Source organism: Psychromicrobium silvestre (genome assembly GCF_013408295.1).
Taxonomy (GTDB): domain Bacteria; phylum Actinomycetota; class Actinomycetes; order Actinomycetales; family Micrococcaceae; genus Renibacterium; species Renibacterium silvestre.
Genome location: NZ_JACBYQ010000002.1, coordinates 694,181 through 713,971, shown reverse-complemented (window position 1 = coordinate 713,971; position 19,791 = coordinate 694,181). Strand labels below are relative to the sequence as shown.

General features: G+C 60.7%; 19 protein-coding genes. 6 read left to right on the top strand and 13 right to left on the bottom strand.

Going from position 1 to position 19,791, the window contains the following annotated elements; genetic code table 11:
* Positions 1-15 precede the first annotated feature (15 nt).
* Both folE and ftsH read right to left on the bottom strand, forming a co-directional pair.
* The gene (gene folE, locus FHU41_RS11345) at positions 16-621 is read right to left on the bottom strand and encodes a GTP cyclohydrolase I FolE (protein ID WP_343046317.1); all 606 of its coding nucleotides are present in this window, start codon (positions 619-621) and stop codon (positions 16-18) included.
* 29 nt (positions 622-650) lie between these two features.
* Positions 651-2,819 (bottom strand): ATP-dependent zinc metalloprotease FtsH, encoded by a 2,169-nt coding sequence (ftsH, locus tag FHU41_RS11340; RefSeq protein WP_179389765.1) that lies wholly within the window; start codon positions 2,817-2,819, stop codon positions 651-653.
* 378 nt (positions 2,820-3,197) lie between these two features.
* On the opposite strand from ftsH, the gene FHU41_RS11335 reads away from it, so the two are divergent.
* The gene (locus FHU41_RS11335) at positions 3,198-4,199 is read left to right on the top strand and encodes a type IV toxin-antitoxin system AbiEi family antitoxin domain-containing protein (protein ID WP_179389764.1); all 1,002 of its coding nucleotides are present in this window, start codon (positions 3,198-3,200) and stop codon (positions 4,197-4,199) included.
* A 53-nt stretch (positions 4,200-4,252) separates the two neighbouring features.
* Here FHU41_RS11335 and hpt read toward each other — a convergent pair whose 3' ends face one another.
* From hpt to dacB, 4 genes are all read right to left on the bottom strand, one after another.
* On the bottom strand, positions 4,253-4,804 hold the full coding sequence (hpt, locus tag FHU41_RS11330) for a hypoxanthine phosphoribosyltransferase (protein WP_179389763.1): 552 nt from the start codon (positions 4,802-4,804) through the stop codon (positions 4,253-4,255).
* 14 nt (positions 4,805-4,818) lie between these two features.
* Positions 4,819-5,940, bottom strand: a complete 1,122-nt coding sequence (gene tilS, locus FHU41_RS11325) for a tRNA lysidine(34) synthetase TilS (protein ID WP_179389762.1) — start codon at positions 5,938-5,940, stop codon at positions 4,819-4,821.
* A 3-nt stretch (positions 5,941-5,943) separates the two neighbouring features.
* The gene (locus tag FHU41_RS11320) at positions 5,944-7,032 is read right to left on the bottom strand and encodes a zinc-dependent metalloprotease (RefSeq protein ID WP_179389761.1); all 1,089 of its coding nucleotides are present in this window, start codon (positions 7,030-7,032) and stop codon (positions 5,944-5,946) included.
* A gap of 103 nt (positions 7,033-7,135) precedes the next feature.
* A complete protein-coding gene (gene dacB, locus FHU41_RS11315) occupies positions 7,136-8,560 on the bottom strand; it encodes a D-alanyl-D-alanine carboxypeptidase/D-alanyl-D-alanine endopeptidase (RefSeq protein ID WP_179389760.1) in 1,425 nt (474 codons plus the stop codon).
* 120 nt (positions 8,561-8,680) lie between these two features.
* On the opposite strand from dacB, the gene FHU41_RS11310 reads away from it, so the two are divergent.
* A complete protein-coding gene (locus FHU41_RS11310) occupies positions 8,681-9,169 on the top strand; it encodes an inorganic diphosphatase (protein WP_179389759.1) in 489 nt (162 codons plus the stop codon).
* 93 nt (positions 9,170-9,262) lie between these two features.
* Here the strand turns inward: FHU41_RS11310 and FHU41_RS11305 are convergent, their stop codons facing one another.
* On the bottom strand, positions 9,263-10,105 hold the full coding sequence (locus tag FHU41_RS11305) for an HAD family hydrolase (protein WP_179390421.1): 843 nt from the start codon (positions 10,103-10,105) through the stop codon (positions 9,263-9,265).
* Between the two features lie 115 nt (positions 10,106-10,220).
* Positions 10,221-11,504 (bottom strand): serine--tRNA ligase, encoded by a 1,284-nt coding sequence (serS, locus tag FHU41_RS11300; protein ID WP_179389758.1) that lies wholly within the window; start codon positions 11,502-11,504, stop codon positions 10,221-10,223.
* A 101-nt stretch (positions 11,505-11,605) separates the two neighbouring features.
* Between serS and FHU41_RS11295 the strand changes: the two genes are divergently transcribed.
* Positions 11,606-12,658 (top strand): diacylglycerol/lipid kinase family protein, encoded by a 1,053-nt coding sequence (locus FHU41_RS11295; RefSeq protein ID WP_179389757.1) that lies wholly within the window; start codon positions 11,606-11,608, stop codon positions 12,656-12,658.
* Here the strand turns inward: FHU41_RS11295 and FHU41_RS11290 are convergent.
* From FHU41_RS11290 to FHU41_RS11280, 3 genes are read right to left on the bottom strand one after another with little or no spacing between them, the layout of a single operon-like run.
* Positions 12,655-12,846 (bottom strand): hypothetical protein, encoded by a 192-nt coding sequence (locus FHU41_RS11290; RefSeq protein WP_179389756.1) that lies wholly within the window; start codon positions 12,844-12,846, stop codon positions 12,655-12,657. The two genes, FHU41_RS11295 and FHU41_RS11290, sit on opposite strands and share 4 nt — an antisense overlap.
* A 57-nt stretch (positions 12,847-12,903) precedes the next feature.
* Positions 12,904-13,845: a prephenate dehydratase gene (gene pheA / locus FHU41_RS11285; RefSeq protein WP_179389755.1), complete on the bottom strand. Its 942-nt coding sequence runs from the start codon at positions 13,843-13,845 to the stop codon at positions 12,904-12,906.
* A gap of 38 nt (positions 13,846-13,883) precedes the next feature.
* Positions 13,884-14,210 (bottom strand): rhodanese-like domain-containing protein, encoded by a 327-nt coding sequence (locus FHU41_RS11280; RefSeq protein WP_179389754.1) that lies wholly within the window; start codon positions 14,208-14,210, stop codon positions 13,884-13,886.
* A gap of 56 nt (positions 14,211-14,266) precedes the next feature.
* On the opposite strand from FHU41_RS11280, the gene FHU41_RS11275 reads away from it, so the two are divergent.
* Complete coding sequence (locus tag FHU41_RS11275) at positions 14,267-14,995, top strand: Type 1 glutamine amidotransferase-like domain-containing protein (RefSeq protein WP_179389753.1); 729 nt, start codon at positions 14,267-14,269, stop codon at positions 14,993-14,995.
* A 66-nt stretch (positions 14,996-15,061) separates the two neighbouring features.
* Entirely contained in the window at positions 15,062-16,531 is a 1,470-nt protein-coding gene (locus FHU41_RS11270) for a peptide MFS transporter (protein WP_179389752.1), read from the top strand.
* 45 nt (positions 16,532-16,576) lie between these two features.
* Here the strand turns inward: FHU41_RS11270 and FHU41_RS11265 are convergent, their stop codons facing one another.
* Entirely contained in the window at positions 16,577-17,074 is a 498-nt protein-coding gene (locus FHU41_RS11265) for a DUF4190 domain-containing protein (protein WP_179389751.1), read from the bottom strand.
* Positions 17,075-17,222: 148 nt separating this feature from the next.
* Here FHU41_RS11265 and pgm point away from each other — a divergent pair, with 148 nt between their 5' ends.
* Positions 17,223-18,857, top strand: coding sequence for a phosphoglucomutase (alpha-D-glucose-1,6-bisphosphate-dependent) (gene pgm / locus FHU41_RS11260; RefSeq protein ID WP_179389750.1), 1,635 nt, complete (start codon positions 17,223-17,225; stop codon positions 18,855-18,857).
* Here the strand turns inward: pgm and FHU41_RS11255 are convergent.
* Positions 18,854-19,774: a cation diffusion facilitator family transporter gene (locus tag FHU41_RS11255; protein WP_179389749.1), complete on the bottom strand. Its 921-nt coding sequence runs from the start codon at positions 19,772-19,774 to the stop codon at positions 18,854-18,856. The genes pgm and FHU41_RS11255 overlap by 4 nt on opposite strands.
* Between the last annotated feature and the right edge of the window lie 17 nt (positions 19,775-19,791).

Below are 19,791 nucleotides of genomic sequence, written 5' to 3'. Positions count from 1 at the left end.
TGAATTGCTACCTTCTTATTTTCCTAGTATCAAACTCATGGCTTCGGCGCGAGTGGCGGGCTCGTGCAAGATCCCCCGGACCGCCGAGGTGACGGTCTTAGCGCCCGGCTTGCGGACGCCACGCATTGACATGCACATATGCTCGCATTCGACCACCACAATGGCGCCGCGCGGCTTGAGATGCTCAACCAGCGCGTCCACGATCTGAGTGGTCAGCCGCTCCTGCACCTGCGGCCGTTTAGCAAAGACGTCTACCAGCCTGGCCAGCTTACTCAAGCCGGTCACCTTGCCATCATGCGAGGGGATATAGCCGACATGCGCGAAGCCGTGGAACGGTACCAGGTGGTGCTCACAGGTGGAGTAGAACGGAATATCTTTGACCAGGACCAACTCCTGGTGAGAGATATCGAAAGTACGGGAGAGCACTTCCCCCGGATCCTGCTTGAGCCCGGCGAAAACCTCGGCATAGGCTCTGGCCACCCGCCCCGGGGTATCGGCCAGACCGCTACGGTCCGGGTCCTCCCCGATGGCGAGCAAAATCTCCCGCACGGCTTGCTCGATTCGAGGTAGGTCCACCGTCGATCCGATGGGCTCCTGCTGTTCTTCGTCGACGTCACACACGAGCTTGATCCTATCTGGAAAGCCGGGAATTAGCTCGGGTCGTAGCCTGCCACGTCCTCGGAGGAAGCCGAACCGAACTGGCCCGCACCGCCGTCGGCGTTACCGCCTCCGGGCTGGCCGTGGTGTGAGCCATGGTCGCCTCCCGGGTGGCCGCCACCGGGCTGACCGAGCGAACCGCCCGTGCCACCGCCGGGAGCGTCCGAGGGGCCGGAGAGATTAGCCGAAGCCAATTGCTCCTGGGGAGAAACGCTGTCCGGGTTCGGCTCACCGGCCGCAGCCGCATCGCGACGCTCCCGCTCAGTAACCACGGGAGGGATGCTGGAGACCGGACGGCTATCCGCGGAGAGCCAGATATCGCGCAAGTCCCGTTTCCGAATGTCGTAGAAGACCTGTTCGATCTCCTTCTGGTTCAGCGTCTCGCGTTCTAGCAGTTCAAGGGCCAAACGATCCAGCACGTCGCGGTTTTCAATCAGCACCGCATAAGCCTCGTCGTGTGCCTGCTCGATCAGCTTGCGCACCTCGATATCGATCGTCGCTGCTACGTCCTCAGAATAGTCCCGCTCCCGGCCGGCATCCCGACCCAAGAAGGGCTCGCCGCTACCGGAGCCCAGCTTGACCGCGCCAATCCGCTCGCTCATGCCGTATTCCATCACCATTTTGCGTGCCGTTGCAGTGGCCTTCTCAATATCGTTGGAGGCGCCCGTGGAGGGATCGTGGAAGACGATTTCCTCGGCAACTCGGCCGCCCATGGCATAGGACATCTGGTCGAGCAGCTCGTTGCGGGTGATCGAGTACTTATCGTCCTCGGGTACCACCATGGTGTAGCCCAAAGCCCTACCGCGCGGCAGAATGGTGACCTTGGTGACCGGGGCCGAATAGCGCAACGCGGCCGCCACCAGGGCGTGCCCACCCTCGTGGTAGGCGGTGATCTTCCGCTCGCGTTCCTTCATCACCCTGGTGCGCTTCTGCGGACCCGCCATCACTCGGTCGATGGCCTCGTCCAGGGCCCGGTCATCGATTAGCTGGGCGTTGGAACGAGCGGTCAGCAACGCTGCCTCGTTGAGCACATTGGCCAGATCGGCACCGGTGTAGCCAGGCGTCTTCTTCGCCACGGCGTTCATGTCTACCCCGGGAGCCATCGGCTTGCCCTGGGAATGAACGTGCAAGATCTGCTCACGGCCGATCCGATCCGGCGCTTCGACCGGAATCTGCCGGTCGAAACGACCCGGCCGCAACAGTGCGGGATCGAGCACATCGGGACGGTTGGTCGCGGCAATCAGGATGACATTGGTCTTCACATCAAAGCCGTCCATCTCCACCAGGAGCTGGTTCAGGGTCTGTTCCCGCTCGTCATTACCGCCGCCGATGCCGGCACCACGGTGACGGCCGACGGCGTCGATCTCGTCAACGAAGATAATGGCCGGTGAGTTGGCTTTGGCCTGTTCGAAGAGGTCACGGACGCGGCTGGCGCCGACGCCAACGAACATCTCGACAAAGTCCGAGCCGGAAATTGAGTAGAACGGGACCCCAGCCTCACCGGCAACGGCGCGGGCCAGCAGGGTCTTACCGGTTCCGGGAGGACCGTAGAGCAGCACACCCTTGGGGATCTTGGCACCAACCGCCTGGAACTTCTGCGGCTGCTGTAGGAATTCCTTGATTTCGTGCAGTTCCTCAACGGCTTCATCGGCACCGGCCACATCGGCGAAAGTCACCTGCGGCATGTCCTTGGAAAGCAGCTTCGCCTTGGACTTGCCGAACTGCATGACCTTGGAGCCGCCGCCCTGCATCCGGGAGACCAGGAACCAGAAGATGGCACCGATCACGATGATCGGCAGCACCAGGGAGAGGAAGCTACCCAGGAAATTGTTCTGCACCGGTTGATCATCGTACTTATCGACCTTGGCGCTATCCAGATCGCTGATCACGTCTTTGATCCGGTCCTGGACCACAAAGAACTGCACGTTTTTGCCCAGGTTCTGATTGTCCTGGTTGTAATCGTCCTTGAGTGTCAGATCGACTCGACCCTCTGCATAGACCTTGGCGGACTGAACTTTGCTATCGGAGATCAGGGACATTCCAACGGAAGTGTCTACCCGAGCCGAACCGCCTGAGTTGAGCAGGGAGAACCCCAGAATCGCCAGGATAACGACGACCACGATCCATACGAGGGGGCCCTTGAGGACTTTTTTGATATCCATGTGTTCGGGGAACCGGCCCCGTCCTTCCTACTGCGTTCTTCGGCTTAAAAGCTCTACTAACTTATCTACCGTCCGCCAACATTCACGCATAACGGACCCACGAAGTTCCCTTCGATTCTGTCATGTTCCCTCAGAGCAGAACCTTTCCGGAATCTTCCCGCTTTTCTCCCATCCCCTCCCGGCATCCGTTTCCCCTTTATGCACCCGTACTACGGGGCGCTTTTGGGGGAAACGGGTGCCGATTCCGGCGGGGGTGGATTTCGGTGTGGATGCGGACGTCGATGTCGGTGCGAACCCGTGTCCCTGAGTTGTCCACATTCCGATACAAATTCTTAGTTCGGACTGCAAATCAGCGGTTCGGGCTGCAAGGCTCGGAAGATGACGGACGGAACAATGATCTTCAGCTCCGAGCTAGCCCGGCTGGGCCACGATTCGCGTGAGCTTGCCCGCCGGACACGTCGCGGTGAGTTGGTGAGAGTGCGCCGTGGCGCATATGTCAGCGCGAACACCTGGCAATCCGCCGGGGCTAGGCAAAGACATGGCCTCCGGGCCCAGGCTTACGCGGGTTCAACCATCAACCGACCGGTTTTCGCCCTGCACAGTGCAGCCCTCCTCTGGGGGCTGCCTTTGCTGCGCTGCCCGGAGCAAGTCACGGTGCTAACCGAGGACGACGGCGGCGGCCGCTCGCGTCATGGCATTCAGAAACATCGTGGCAGCCTGCGCAGGCAGATCAGCTCGACGGGGAACTGGCTGTGCACGGATAAAGCCAGAAGCACAGTGGAACTTGCCTCGATGCTTCCCTTTTCGCAGAGTCTGGCCATCGCCGATGCTGCGCTCCGAGCAGGACCGGAGGCTGCCGGAACCTGGAACTCTGCCGAGCCACTGGGCGAGGCTTGCTCGGCAACCGAGTTGCAGACCGCCGTCGCACATTTGCCGTCCTTCGCCGCACGGCGGCGGGCCGAAGCTGCGATTCGTCTGGCCTCCCCGCTAGCTGAGTCAATGGGTGAATCGCTGAGTCGCGGCCAAATGCACTTACTGAAAGCTCCCATCCCGCAGCTACAGTGCAGCTTTATTCTGCCGTCCGGGAAGCTGGCCAGGCCGGATTTCTACTGGGAAAATCTAGGACTGATGGGCGAGTTCGATGGGCGGCAGAAGTATCTCCGCTCGGATTGGCAGCGGGGTACGAGTGTGGAAGAACGAGTGCTGGCGGAAAAGCATCGCGAGGATGGCCTACGGAGTTTAGGGCTGCGAGTGGTCCGCTGGACCTGGGCCGAGATGATGGACCTCAGCGAGTTTCACCGAATTCTGACTCAAGCCGGGGTTTTCGAATATTCGGCACCCGCTCCCCCTTTAGGCAGCCGAAATTACGGGCGCATTTAAGGGAAACGGGTGCCGAAAAGCGAGCGGAAATCCGAAACGTGAAAAACGAAGAACTACTCGTAAACGTGCGGAGCCAAGGTCCCGACGAAATCCAGATTGCGGTACTTCTCGGCGAAGTCCAGGCCGTAACCCACCACAAACTCGTTCGGGATCTCGTAGCCAACGTACTTGACGTCGATCTCTACCTTGGCGGCGTCCGGCTTGCGCAGCAGGGTACAGATCTCCACGCTTGCGGGGCCGCGGGATTGCAGGTTGGCACGTAGCCAGGAGAGCGTCAGACCGGAGTCGATGATGTCCTCAACGATGAGCACATGCTTGCCCATCAAATCTGTCTCCAGATCCTTCAGAATCCGCACCACACCCGAGGACTGGGTGCCCGAGCCATAGGAGGAAACCGCCATCCAGTCCATCGTGACATGGCTGTGTAGCGCACGCGCCAGATCCGCCATCACCATCACGGCACCCTTGAGCACCCCGACAATCAGCAGGTCGCGGCCGGCATAGTCGGCATCGATCTGGGCGGCCAGCTCAGCAACCCGGGCTTGAATCTGATCCTTGCTGTACAGAACGTGTTTGAGGTCCGCCTCGACGTCGCGTGAATCCACGATGCTCCTGATGTTTATTGATTGCTGGGGTTGGTTCTCATCACTAGCTTCCCACACCCGCCGGGCTGCTTTGAATCTCGCTTCGAATCCAGCTTCGAATCCAGCGCCCGCTCGGAACGAGACTGGCGATAGACACTCACCTTGCCGGAAAGCTGCACCGGACCGGCCGAGCCCCGCCTACGCAGCAGCGCTTCGGCGGCTTGAAGCCGCTCAAAGCTTGGTCCAGCACCGCCCAAGGCGACGACGGCGAGTGCCAATACGCGCTGCCGAACCGCCGGGTGCAACTGGGCCAGGCCCGACTCCGAGAGAAAAAGCTCAGCGCCGTCGGAGGAGACTTCGGATAGCTCCCGATACGCCTCTCGGGCCAGCTGATCGAGATAATCGGCGTCCTGGCTCAGGATGCTGGCCGAACGAAAAAGCGACTCCGCTACACCAGGCCCCAGCTCCTGCTCCAACATTGGGAGCACCCGATGCCGAACTCTGGAGCGAGTAAAGCCCGGATCGGCATTACTCGGATCATGCCAGGGCTCTAAGCCTTCGCGCTGACAGATCGTTACGGTTTCTGCACGACGCAAGGATAAGAAGGGGCGTAAATATAGCGATCCGCCCGCCCCTAAACGTGAGGCGGGCATTCCCCCCAGGGAACGCGTCCCGGAGCCACGAGCCAGGCCGAGCAGAACCTGTTCAGCCTGATCATCCAGGGTGTGTCCGAGTAAAACCGCTGCCGCCTGATATTTCTCCGCCGCGGCGTCCAAGGCCGCGTAGCGCGCCTGCCGGGCGGCCGCCTCCGGCCCTGAACCGGAGCCAACTTGAACCGTGCGGACCTCAACGGGAGCTAAGCCCAGTCCTTTCAGCAGATCAGCGGTGCGCTGCGCCACCTCGGCGCTGCCCTCTTGCAGGCCATGGTCCACCACCACGGCCCCGACTCGCCAGCTGCCACGACGGGCGAAAAAAGCCGCCACCGAAGCGAGCGCCAAGGAGTCCGGCCCGCCGCTGCAGGCCACCAAAAGCAAACCGCCCGGCTGAACCTTTTCCAGAGCAACCTGAAGCAGATTCCGAGCCTTACCAATCGTCGGGTTCAGCCGGTGCCGCCGAGGTGAGGCTCCGAATCTCGGGTCGGGGACGCCGTCGGACATCTTCTAAAGGCCCATCCTGTGCACCCAGTCACTGGGCTGGTGAATCTCGGACTCGGTGGGCAGGTGCTCCGCGGAGGTCCAGACCGCGTTGAAACCTGCCATCCCCACTTGGGCCACCACGGCTCGGACGAAGCGGGCGCCGTCGGTGTACTGCCGCATTTTCGCATCGAGTCCCAGCAGGTTGCGGATGAATTTCTCTATTGCACCACGGTCCTTGCCCCGCGAGTTGAAGCGCTGCCGGATGGTCTTCACGGTTGGCACAATCGAGGTGTCCACCGCATCCATCACCACATTGGCGTGTCCTTCGAGCAGGCTCATGACGGCGGTGAGGTGGGAGAGCGCGGCCTTCTCGTCCGGGTCCTGAAGCAGTTCCAATAAGCCCCCGCGGGACGAATCCCCCGCACCGGAGCCGCCCGGAAGCCCCTTCACGGCGGAGCTGATTCGTTCGCCCAGGGTGTCGATATTTCCCAGCAGTAGGCCGCTGAGTTTGTCTACTTCGCTGAGCATGTGGTCGCGCAGCCAGGGCGCTGCCGCGAACTGCACCCGGTGGGTTTGCTCGTGCAGGCACACCCAGAGCCGGAAGTCCGATGTGTCCACGCCAAGCTCACGTTCGGTGGAAATAATATTGGGCGCCACCAGCAGCAAACGGCCCGCCGAGGGAATCTGAGAGTCACTAGCCAAAGCAGCAAAGGGATCGTACTGACCCAGCACCTTAGAGGAGAGGAAAGCCAGCACGGCCCCGAGCTGGGCGCCGGTGACGGTGCCGCTGATCGAGCGAGCCACCGGCTTGAGGGCGTTCTGACTACGGGCTTTTTCCTCGACTCGAGCCAGCGTGGACGCCAGCATCACCGAGAACCCCTGGGTATTGGCTTTTGCCCAGGAGGCGCGGTCCACAATGAGCACCTGTGAATCGCGAAGATCCGCTGCCGCGTCCAGGCCGGTGATGCTGTGTACATAGGGCACCGATTTATCGGCCATCGCGCGCAGATCAGCAACTGCCGCGCCAATTTCCCTGCTGCTCAGGCTCGGCCCCGCCGGAGCCAGCTTCGCCGCCGTCGATGCTGCCAGGTCCCAATTGATCAGTGTGCTCATCAGCACATCACATCACAGAAGGCTGGGAAAGGGGTCGAAATTCCGCTCTACGCTTGATCCGGACGGAATCCAGATCGAGTCCAAAATCAGTCGAAACAGCTACTCAGCGGCAGCCGCAACCGGCTAAAACAGCCGCCGATTTATCCAACACCGGCTGAGCCGTCAACGGACCACCGTTGAGGTCATTGGCCATAAAGGAGAACACCAATAAACGCCCATCCCGGTCCACGACGTAGCCGGAAAGGGTCAGCACGGTATTGAGGGTGCCAGTTTTGGCACGCACCAACCCGGCCCCGTCCGCCGTCGTCGGATTGTTGTAGCGACCGCTCAAGGTGCCGGTCAGTCCGGCAATGGGCAGCCCGTTCAAGGCGGAGTGCAGGCTTGGGTCCGGATCGGTGGTCATCACGTGGATCACCTGGCTGAGCTGGGCGGCACTGATCCGGTCCTTAATGGCCAGGCCACAGTTATCGACTAATTCCAGTCCCTCGGTATCAATGCCCAGGGCTTTCACGGTCTCTTGGGTTGTGCTGATCGCCGAGGTGAAGTCCCCGGCCTTGCCCTGCTTCACGGCGGCCATCCGGGCCAGTACCTCGGCCAAGTAATTATCGGAGTTCGCCAACATGTAATTGACCTGCTCGGCCACCGTGGCGGAATCGACCTTCGCCAATTCCTTCGCGTCCCCGGTGCTGCCCGCACTCGGGGTCGAGTTATCCGATTCCAGCCGGGTCACCTCATCGGCAACCTTCACCCCTTGTTTGGCCAGCGCGGCACTAAAGGCCTGGCCGACGGCGAGCGCTGAGTCCTGCGGTCGGCCAGCCGCGCTGCCTGCCTCCGGCTGAGCTGCATTGAGGGCCATCGGATAGATCGGTGCGATCTGCCCGGCGGCAACATCCTCAGCCTGCCATTCCGGACTCAACGCCGGCCCACTGAACATCGAGTCATCCACCACGATGCTGACCGGCCCGGAAACTGAGCCGAGCGCTTTGGCGGTGAGCTGTGCCAGGCTGAGCAGTCCAGCCCGGCCATTCACGAGGTCGGCATCCGAGGACCCGCTGCTGAGCAGCACATCTCCACCGGCTTGCAGGATCAATTCGTTCGGCTGGGAGCCACGCAGCACCTTAGTACTGAATCGGGTTTCGGTGCCCAGGTTCTTCAGCGCGCTCATCGCGGTGAGCAACTTCAAATTAGAGCCCGGAATGACCGGCAGATCCGCATTGCGGCTGTAGAGCACTTCTTTACTCTGCGCATCCATCACCTGACCGGTAAAACTTCCGGCCGGGGAGTTGAGATTGGCTTCAAGGAGCGTGCTGAGCTGAGCGGCATTGGGTTGCGGGGCGTCTTGGCTCAGATTGCCGATCGCCGTGACCTGACTCAACGAACTCGGCGGCTGCTGTGCAGCGGGGAGCGGACTTTCGGTCTTGACCGGGGCCAGAAACGCAGGTGCGGCATTGATTCCGGCCGGAACAGCGAGCGCGGCAAGCGCCACCGTGAGCAGTCCGGCCTGCAGGAGGCGGGCTGTTCGACTCATACTTTTCTTCTCCGGCCTGTTCTGGCTTCTTTTAGCTTGTATTTTTCAGCTGTGCTGAGCACTTGTATCCTCAATACTAGACGGAGCTACACTCGCAAATCCCACTTATAAGGAGCCTCCATGAAGCATGACGTTACGATCGAGATCCCCCGCGGCTCGCGGGTCAAATACGAAGTTGATCACGAAACCGGACGAATCCGGCTTGATCGGGTGCTCTTCACCGCCATGCAGTACCCAACGCACTACGGTTTCTTCGATAACACCCTGGGCGAGGATGGCGACCCCTTGGATGCCCTCGTGCTGCTGCAGGAATATGACTTGCAGTCCGGCATTGTGCTGGAAGCCCGCCCGATCGCGGTGTTCAATATGACCGACGACGGCGGTGGCGACGCCAAGGTGCTCTGCGTGCTGGCAGATGCTCGCTATGATCACATCCAGGAGCTCTCCGATGTGAATGAATTCCTAGTCAAGGAGATTGAGCACTTCTTCACGCACTACAAGGATCTGGAGCCGGGCAAGTGGGTCAAGGCCGAGGGTTGGGCGGATAAGGCAGCCGCCGAGGCCGAATTGGAAGCCTCAATCAAGCGTTACGCGGAGAACTCGCACTAAATCCTTTGCAAGGCTCTTTGCCGAGCCTCGCCGCTGTCTATGGGAATCTCCCATAGCCAGCGGCGTTTAAGCATCAACCTGGCTCGCTGAGCGCTAGACCAGGCTTCGCAAAACCTGGGCTGCGCCGTCGTCGTAGACCGAAGCGGTGACCTCGCCCGCGGCCTGCTGGACTTCCAGCGGAGCCTGTCCCATCGCTACGCCGCGACCAGCCCATTGGAGCATTTGCAGGTCATTGAACCCATCGCCGACGGCGACTGTTGCCTCCGGTGCCACCTTCAGTTCGGTGCGCAACTGTTCCAAAGCGGTTGCCTTAGTCACCCCGGCCGCAGCGATATCCAACCAGGAGGACCAACCCACTGAATAAGCCACTCCGTGCAGTCCGACTGCCGCAATCGCCATTTCAAACTCTTGCAGAGGTATTTCGGCGCTGTGCACCACCACGCGGACCGCCTCGGTATCCAGGAGCTCCTCAAAATCGACGCTCCGAGCCTCAATGCCGAAGCTGGCATCTTGAAAACTCCGGGTGGAGAGGAATTCGCCTTGAGCGCTCTCCAGCGCATACATGGCTTCCGGCAGGCGGCTGCGCAGTGCGATCAGCGCATTGCGTGGGGAGAAGGTCTCGCGCCGAATCACCTCGAAGCCCTCGGGCAGTGCCGGATCGAGTCTCAGCGTGACGCCACCATTGCAGCACACCCCGAAACCGTATTGCAGGCCAATCTGCTGGATCACCGGCAAGGTGGCACCCAGGGAGCGACCGGTGGCGATTATCACCTGATGTCCGGCGGCCACTACCTCACGGGCGGCCTCCCGGACTGCGTCGCTCATCGCGCCGTCGTGGTCGACCAGGGTGCCGTCCACATCGAGAGCCACCATCTTTTGTTCATCTTTGCTCTGGTCATCGATGCCAGAGACTGAATATTCAGTCTGTAATGTCATATCTCCAGTGAAGCAGATTCCGGCCAGCACGCCTAGAACCGCGGCGGCACCACTGGTGAACAGGGGGTGAATATTCACAAGCAATCCACACTGTGAATGTTTACCTAAGGAATGTTTACCTAACTAGTTCGAGCTTCGCCAAGCCACCCAAATAAGGCCGAAGCGCCTCCGGTACGTTCACCGAGCCATCGGGGTTCTGGTGGTTTTCCAGGATTGCCACGATCCAGCGATCGGTGGCCAGGGTCCCGTTCAGGGTGGCGACCGCCCGGGTGCCGCGTGATTCCTCCCCCGGAATGCGTTCCCGGATATTCAGCCGTCGCGCCTGGTAACCGGTGCAGTTGGAGGTGGAGGTCAGCTCGCGGAACTGGCCTTGGCTGGGCACCCAGGCTTCGCAGTCGAATTTGCGTGCCGCGGAATTACCCAGGTCACCGGCGGCGGTATCAATCACCCGGTAGCAGATATCCAGCTTGGCCAGCATCTCCTCCTCCCAGGCAAGCAGGCGGGCGTGCTCCGCCTCGGCCTCTTCGAGCGGCACATAGCTGAACATTTCCAGCTTGTTGAATTGGTGCACCCTGATGATGCCGCGGGTGTCCTTGCCTGCAGATCCGGCTTCTCGCCGGTAACAGGAGGACCAGCCGGCATAGCGCAGCGGTCCGGCCGAAAGGTCAATGATCTCATCGCTGTGGTACCCGGCAAGCGCAACCTCCGAGGTGCCCACCAGATAGAGGTCGTCCTTTTCTAGGCGGTAAATCTCATCATCGTGCTTTACGTCGAAGCCTGTTCCGGCCATCGTCTCCGGTCGGACCAGCGTTGGGGTGATCATCGGTATGAAGCCATTGGCCAACGCTTGGTCCAAGCCCATGTTCATCAGGGCGATCTCTAAACGAGCCACTTGCCCTTTGAGGAAGGCGAAGCGGGCGCCGGAAACTTTGGCTCCGCGCTCCATATCGATGCCGCCGATCAGCTCACCAATTTCTAGATGATCGCGTGGTTCGAAGCCTGCGGCAGCAAAATCGCGCGGCTTCCCGACGGTTTTGAGCACCACAAACTCGTCTTCGCCTCCGGCCGGAATCCCGTCCATGATCAGATTGGGGAAGGTGCGGAGCAGTTCGTCCTGTTCCGCCTGCGCGGCATCGGCGGCCGCCGAGGTTTCCTTGACCCGGAGCGCCAGCTCCTTCACCTGGGCCAGCAATTGCTGTTTTTCCTCGCCCTGCGCAGCCGCCACCTTCTTGCCAAAGGCGTTCTGCTCGGCGCGCAAGGCCTCATAAGAGGTAATGGCGCTCTTTCGAGCAGCGTCCGCGGAGATCATCCTGTCCACCTGGGATTCATCGGCTCCGCGTGCTCGCTGGCTGGCCCGATACTTTTCCGGATTTTCATTGAGGTCTTTGACATCGATCACCCGTCAAGCCTATCTCCCGAGAGGCCCAAGTCGAGCGAGCCGGGCTGGGCATAAGAGATAGGCGTTATGCAACCGCGGCTAACGGCTAAGGTTGAGGAACTATGGATGTCTGGCTCTGGATTCTGCTGATCGCTTTAGCGGCCGCGGTACTGTTCCTACTCAGCTGGCGCGGCGTTCGGAAATTACGCCAAAAACACACCCGAAGCGCGGTCGGCGGGCAGAGTCATCCGAGTCCGCAGGGTTCGCAAAAGGTCGCGGTGATCATTAACCCGGTGAAGGCGCTAGCCGAACAGACCGAGTCCCGAATCCGAGCGGCCGTTGCGCTGGCTGGTTGGCCCGATCCCTTGTTCCTGGAAACTACAGTCCAAGACCCTGGCCACTCGCAGGCACGCCGCGCGCTGGATTGGGGAGCCGACGTCGTCGTGGTGGGTGGCGGTGACGGCACCGTGCGGGTGGTCGCGGGGGTACTCAAGCACAGCGAGGTGGCGATGGGATTGGTCCCGCTCGGCACCGGTAACCTACTGGCCCGAAATCTGAGCTTGGACGTCAATGATCTGGACGGCGCGGTACAGGCCGCGCTATTCGGTGCGCAGCGCCGGGTGGATACCGCCACAATGGACCTAGAGAACTCGGTTTCCGGGGCGCAATCAAGCCACACTTTCCTGGTCATCGCCGGGCTTGGTATGGATGCCGAGGTGCTCGGTGACACCAATGATGAACTCAAGAAATCGGTGGGCTGGCTGGCTTACAGCGAAGCCGGAGTGCGGCATCTGCCGGGCCGCCGGAAGAAGGTCAGCATTGCCCTAGATGGAGAACCAGCGCAGCAGCGCAAGGTACGTTCGGTGCTATTCGCCAACTGCGGTTTATTGCCGGGCGGGATAGATTTCATCCCGGGAGCTTTGATTGACGACGGCGTCCTGGACGTTGTGGTGATGAGCCCGCGGAGCGCTCTGGGCTGGCTCGCATTGGGTGTAAAGATCGTCTTCCAGCACAATCGCAGCCTGCCGATGATCGATTTCTATCGCTCGCAGAAGGTGGTGCTGCGCACGGCCGTGCCACAGGAGACCCAAGTGGACGGCGATCCGGCCGGTCAGGCCACCAAGGTCACCGTTTCGGTGGAGCCACAGGCGCTGCTGATCCGGGTTGGAGCCTAAGCTTCTTTATCGTCTTCTTTAGCTTGGACTTCCCGGGCCTGGGCTTGCTCGCGAATCAACACTTCTTCTTCGTTGAAACGCAGATCGTTGGCTTCATCGGCCACATCTCCCACCGCGTCATAATCCAACTCCGGATCGTAGCTCGCGCCCGGGTTGACGATGGTTCCATCGCTATTGCTATCGGTCATCGGATCCTCCTGAAAAAGTACTTGCTGCAAAGCATAGGTCTTAAGTGTCAAAGCACTTCACTCTGGCTGCGCGCCGCGCAACTCGGCCAGCCAACGCTGCGCCGATTCAAAGGCTCGGTCCGTGGTGTGCTCGGGAATCAACGGGTACTGGGCATCGGCCCGGGGGTATGAGCCCATGAAGCGCAGGTGCGGGCTAATCCGGTGCAGCGCTCCGAGCGCATCGGCCATCCGGGCATCCGCCAGATGCCCCTCGGCGTCAATACTAAAGAAATAGTGGCCCAGGAACTGGCCGGTCGGCCTGGATTCGATCCGGCTCAGGTTGACTCCCCTGGTGGCGAATTGGTCCAGGATCTCCATCAGGGCACCCGGTCTGTCTTCGGGGAGCGGAATGGCCACCGTGGTCTTATCCGATCCGGTGGGAGCCGGAAGCACACCGGGCCGCGCAATCAGCACGAAGCGGGTCACCGCACCTGCGTTATCCTCAATGGCTTCAGCAAGAATGTTCAAGCCAAGCTGCTCCGCCACCAGCTTGGCGCAAATCGCCGCTTGATAAGCCGGGGTTTCGGAGAGCAGCTCGTGAGCGGCCGCCGCCGTGGAGGTAGCCGGAACATATTCTGCTTGGGGAATGTTCTTTTCCAGCCAGCCTCTGGTCTGCGCCCAGGCGTGCGGATGGGTACCCACTCGGCTTACCGATTCTCGCTGCACCCCGGCGGGAGCGGCCAGCACAAAGCTCACCGGAACGATTGCTTCACGAATAATCCGCAGTTCCTGGCCGGTAGCAATGGCGTCCAGGGTGGCGGAAACGCCGCCCTCGATGGAGTTCTCGATCGGCAACATGGCCGCATCGACTTCTCCGCTGCGGATCATCGACAGAGCCATTTCAGCACTACTGGAAGGCACCCGGCGGGCCCGCTCGGCACCGGGGACCTGCAAAAGAGCCGCCTCGGTAAAGGTGCCGCTGGGACCTAAATAGGTATAAGAAGAGCTAGCAGAGTCCATCGTTACATTCCTGTTCCAGAATACTTTCGAGTCGGGGTCTAGCGCACCTGGGGTGGCTGCCCATTCTCAGAGACCATCGGCTTCTCGGCATCCTGCCAAGCGCCCATGCCACCGGCCACGTTGAAGGCAGAATAGCCCTGGGCAATCAGCCATTGCACGGCCCGGAAGGATCGGCCCCCGGTGCGGCAGATAACGTAAAGATCCTCGTCCGGATCCAATTCCTCAAAACGCAGCGGCAGTTCGTCGAGAGGTAAGTGCACCGCACCGGCGATGTGCCCCTCATCCCATTCGTATTGTTCACGGACATCGAGGATGGTGACCTGTTCGGTCAGTTGCTCGATCGGCACGCTTTCGAACTCGTTCATTCTGCAGGCCTTCCGGCTCGTGGGCGGTTGCTCTGCCCCCAGCCTATAGTGGGGGAATGCCTGCGAAAGAACCCACTATTCTGGCCACCTCGGGTGGCGTCCGCCCCGGCCACCGCAGCCGAGTTGAGTTCAACTCCCTGCTGCACCACGCCGTCGAACTTTCCGGAGTGAGCGGCCGGGCTCCCCGGCTGAGCCACCTCGGCACCGCTTCCGGCGATCAGCGCTGGTGGGCGGGAGAACTGAACGAAGCCGCCGGAGTAGCTGGTTTCCAGTTGAGTCATTTGAATCTCTTCACGATGCCCAGCGTTGACGATATTGAGGCTTATCTGCTGGAACAGGACGTGATCTGGGTGGGCGGCGGCTCGGTGGTCAACTTACTTGCAGTTTGGCGGGCACACGGCTTAAACGACATCCTGCACCGCGTGTGGCAAGCCGGGGTGGTACTCAGCGGGGTATCCGCGGGTTCCATCTGCTGGTTTCAGGGTGGCGCCACAGATTCCTTTGGTCCGCACTTGCGCGGCGTCAATGATGCCCTCGGATTCCTGCCCTACGGCAATGGCGTGCATTACGATTCCGAGGCGGAGCGAAGGCCGCTGATTCATCAGCTGGTAGCCGCCGGAGAGCTTCCCGAGACGCATTGCACGGACGACGGCGTTGGCTTGGTTTATCGAGGGACGGAACTGATCGAGGCGGTTTCGGAGGTCGCCGGGAAGGGTGCTTATCGGGTTACCCGGAACGGTAATTCGGTGCTTGAGGAGCGACTGGAACCCCGCTTTCTGGGCTGAACTTCGCGGCCTTCCCGACCGCCTCTCGGTGTGACAGGGCTGAGCGAGAGTGCCAGAATGGTCTAAATGAGTCAAAGCAGCACGCTTGCCCCGGAGACCGAAACCGGCCAGGGCAAAACCTTCCTGGGCCATCCATTACCGCTTTTCAACCTGTTCAGCATAGAACTCTGGGAACGATTTTCGTTCTACGGAATGCAGGCCATTCTGGCCTACTACATGTACTACTCCGTCTCGAACGGCGGGCTGGGGCTGGACCAGGAAATGGCTGTTGGCCTAGTGGGCGCTTACGGCGGCGGGGTCTACCTTTCCACCATTCTGGGTGCTTGGGTAGCCGACCGGCTCTTCGGCTCGGAGCGAGTGCTCTTCTATAGCGCGGTAATGATCATGGCCGGTCATATTGCCCTGGCGCTGCTTCCCGGCGCACTGGGTTTGGCCGTCGGCTTGATCTTGGTGGCGATTGGTTCGGGCGGCTTGAAGGCTAATGCCACCTCCATTGTCGGCAGCCTGTATCGGGAGAACGACGGACGACGAGATGCCGGTTTCTCTATTTTCTACATGGGCATCAATATCGGCGCCTTCGTGGGACCGTTGATCACCGGCTGGCTGCAAACCGAGATCGGTTTCCACTGGGGTTTCGGCGCAGCGGCGGTGGGGATGGCGCTAGGCCTGATTCAGTACGGTCTCACCCGGAAGCTGCTGCCCGCCGAGGCGCGAGTGGTACCCAATCCGCTGCCGCCCCAGCGGCGCGGCCTGATGGCAGGCATCGCAGTAACCGCGGTAATACTCATTGCCTTGGCCGTGCTGCTCGGGCTGATCACGGCGCAGAACCTCAAATGGGTCGTGGTCGGCGTGGTGCTGATCGCTGCCATTAGCTACTTCTGGGTAATCCTCAGTAGCAAAAAGGTCAGTAGCACCGAGCGAAGCCGGGTTTACGCCTTCATCCCGCTGTTCATCGCCAGTTCCGCGTTCTGGTCGCTCTACCAGCAGCAATTCACCGTATTACCTGTTTACGCCGAGCAGCGTCTTGACCTCAACCTGTTCGGCTGGCAGATTCCGGCCGCCTGGGTACAGTCGATCAATCCGATCTTCATCATTATTTTCGCCGGCGTCTTCGCGGTGATCTGGACCAAACTCGGTTCCCGGCAGCCCAGCTCGCCCACCAAGTTCAGCATTTCATTGCTGGTGATGGGAGTGGCTTTTCTTTGCTTCATGCCGCTCTCGGCGTTAGCCCCGGTGCCCTTGCTGGCTATCGTCGGCATTTTGTTGCTGTTCACCGTGGCCGAGTTAATGACCTCACCCGTGGGACTTTCGCTGGCTACCAAGCTGGCCCCGAAGGCCTTCCACACCCAGATGGTTGCGCTGTTCTTCCTCTCGGTTTCGCTCGGTAGCACCATGTCCGGCGTGCTAGCCGGGTATTACGACCCGAACAACGAGCTCCCCTATTTCGGCATTATCGGCGGTCTTGCCGTGGTGCTGGGCATTGCCCTGGCACTGTGTGGCAAGCCGATCCGCCGCTTAATGGCCGGAGTGCACTGAGCCTCCGGGCTAGCCCTGACTTAGTGCACTCCGGTCGCAGAAACTTTAGTTGTAGTTGGACGAGTAATTCGCCGCCGCGATAAAGCCGATAATCATGAAAATGAACACCAGACCCCAGATCAAAAGGGAGAGGTAGTTCAGCACCAAACCGGCGATGGCGAAACCTTTGCCCTGCGGCTGTTCCTTGCTCCAGCCCATATGGGAAACTATGACGCCTGCGATCTGCGGCAGGATGAAGATACCGAAACCAACGATGCTGGCAATACCCAGAATCATCCCGGTCAGACTCAGGCCCTTAGGCCCTGAGTCCGCATAGACCATGGGCTGCATAGGGTAACTGGGATTGCTGTAATAGCCCTGCTGCGGGTAGGGCTGTTGTCCGTAGGGTTGCTGCATCGGGGGCTGATTCTGCCCCTGAAAAGCTCCGGGATATCCCGACGGCGGCTGCTGACCAGGCGCGCCCGGATACTGCTGCGGGGGCTGCTGTCCATAACCGTTAACCGGCTGCGGAGGTTGGAAGGGCTGTTCGGGCTGATTGGACATGATGGCCTCAAATGAATCGGGTGCGAGTGCCCTCAATATTATGTGATTTTTGGCGAATTGCACCCAAAGAGCGAAATGCTCCGGATTCACTACGTCATGCTTGTGCACATCGGTATCGCAGACCCTGGCATTCTGGCATGCTAGAACCATGGCAAGCCGAGCGGGCACTGTTGCCCTACCCTCCGACCTGGTCGACCTCACCGCGTTACTGGACGCGTACTACGATCTGCGGCCCGACCCCAGTAACCCCGATCAACGGGTTGTTTTTGGCACCTCCGGGCATCGCGGCAGCAGTCTCAAAACCTCGTTCAACGAGAACCACATTCTGGCCACCACTCAGGCCATCGTGGAATATCGACGCGGCCAGGGCATTACCGGGCCTTTGTTCCTGGCAAAGGACACGCACGCGCTTTCCGAACCGGCGCAGAACACCGCCCTCGAGGTGCTGGCTGCAAACCAGGTCACCGTATTGATCGACGCCCGGCACGGTTTCACTCCGACGCCCGCGCTCAGCCACGCGATCCTGAGCTACAACTACAGCGAGCAGCAACATTCAGACCAGGCCGACGGTATCGTCGTCACTCCCTCACATAATCCGCCGGGCGACGGCGGCTTTAAGTACAATCCCCCGCATGGTGGACCGGCGGATAGTGAGGCTACTACCTGGATTGCCAATCGAGCCAATGAGTTACTTGAGGCCAAGCTCTCCGGGGTACGGAGATTGCCGCTCACCGAGGCGCTTCAGAAAGCCGGCAGCTTCGATTTCCTCTCCAGCTATGTCGATGCGCTGCCGCAGGTATTGGACCTGGAAGCGATCCGTTCGGCAGGCGTCCGAATCGGTGCCGACCCGATGGGCGGAGCCTCCGTTGACTATTGGGGAGAGATTGCCGAACGGCACAATCTGAACCTGACGGTGGTCAATCCGACCATTGACCCGCAGTGGGCCTTTATGACCCTGGACTGGGACGAAAAGATCCGGATGGACTGTTCCTCGCCCTTCGCGATGGCCTCGCTCATTGCGAAGGCCGCGGACTATGACATCGCGACCGGCAACGATGCGGATTCCGACCGGCACGGCATCGTCACCCCTGACGCAGGATTGATGAATCCGAATCACTATTTGGCGGTGGCCATTCAGTATCTCTACACACACCGGCCGGAATGGCCCTCCAACGCCAGCGTGGGCAAAACTCTGGTTTCCTCCTCGATTATTGACCGGGTAGCCGCGGAGCTGGGACGCGAGCTGGTGGAAGTACCGGTGGGGTTCAAATGGTTTGTTCCCGGTTTACTCTCCGGCCAGGGCGTTTTTGGTGGCGAGGAGTCCGCTGGTGCCTCCTTTGTACGCCGCAATGGCAAGGTGTGGACCACCGATAAGGACGGCCTGCTGCTAGCCCTGCTGGCTTCGGAGATCACCGCCGTCACCGGGGCTTCCCCTTCCGAGCATTACGCGAGGCTGACCGAAAAGTTCGGGGCGCCGTCATACGCCCGAATCGACGCGGCAGCCAACCGGGAGCAGAAAGCAGCACTGGCCAAACTCTCCGCGAAAGACGTCACGGCAACCGAACTGGCCGGTGAGTCGATCACCGCGAAACTCACCGAGGCTCCGGGCAATGGCGCGGCGATTGGCGGCCTCAAGGTGACCACCGAGAACGCTTGGTTCGCGGCTAGGCCCTCCGGCACCGAGGACGTCTACAAGATTTATGCGGAGTCCTTCAAAGGACCAGAACATCTCAAGCAGGTGCAGGAAGAAGCCAAGGCCTTGGTGGATGGCGTGATTTCCTAGGCGTGCACCTCATGTTCGTGCTCGTTGTGCGCTTCCGGCTCTAGCTGGAAGGTTGAGTGCTCGATGCTGACTTGGAAGTGCTCGGCCACGCAGCGCTGCAATTGATCGAGCATCTGCGGCGTGTGTCCGTCCCGGAAACAACCATCCGCCACCACCACATGAGCGGTGAGCACCGGCAGGCCGGTGGCGATCTGGGTGACATGCAGATCGTGTACGTCCAGAACGTGTGGCACGTCCAGGATGTGCTGCCGCAGCTCGGCGACATCGAGGCCTTTCGGGGTGGCCTCAAGGAGCACGTTGACGGTCTCCCAAAGTAGTTTGAGGGTTCGCGGCAGGATCATCAGGCCGATCAGCATGGCCACCAAGGCATCTGCCTGAACAAAACCCGTGGTGTAAATGATGATCGCCGCCACGATCACAGCAAGCGAGCCCAGGGCGTCGCCCAGCACTTCGAGGAAGGCGGCTCGCATATTGAAGTTGGCTCCGCGCCCCGCGGAGAGCACCCAGAGTGCCAGTAGATTGCCAAGCAGGCCAATCACTCCAAAGACCACCATCTCAACACTGGCTACCTCGGTGGGGTTCACCAGCCTTTGGATGCCTTCGACCAGCACGAAAAGCCCCACCCCAAGCAGCAACGCCGCCTGCGCCGTGGCGGCCAGGACCTCGGCGCGAGCAAAGCCCCAGCTACGTTTATCCGAAGCTGGGCGAGCACTCAGCCAGGCAGCCTCCAGCGCCATCGCCAGCCCGCCGGCGTCGGTGAGTACGTGGGCCGAATCGAAGAGTAGGGCCAGCGAGCCGGTTACCACCGAGCCAACCACCTGCGCCAAAAAGACAGCCAAGGTGATACCGAGCGCTATGACTATCCGCTTCCGGTGTGCCCCACCGGCCGCGCCATGATCGTGCTGATGTCCACCCATGCTCCAATAGTACATCA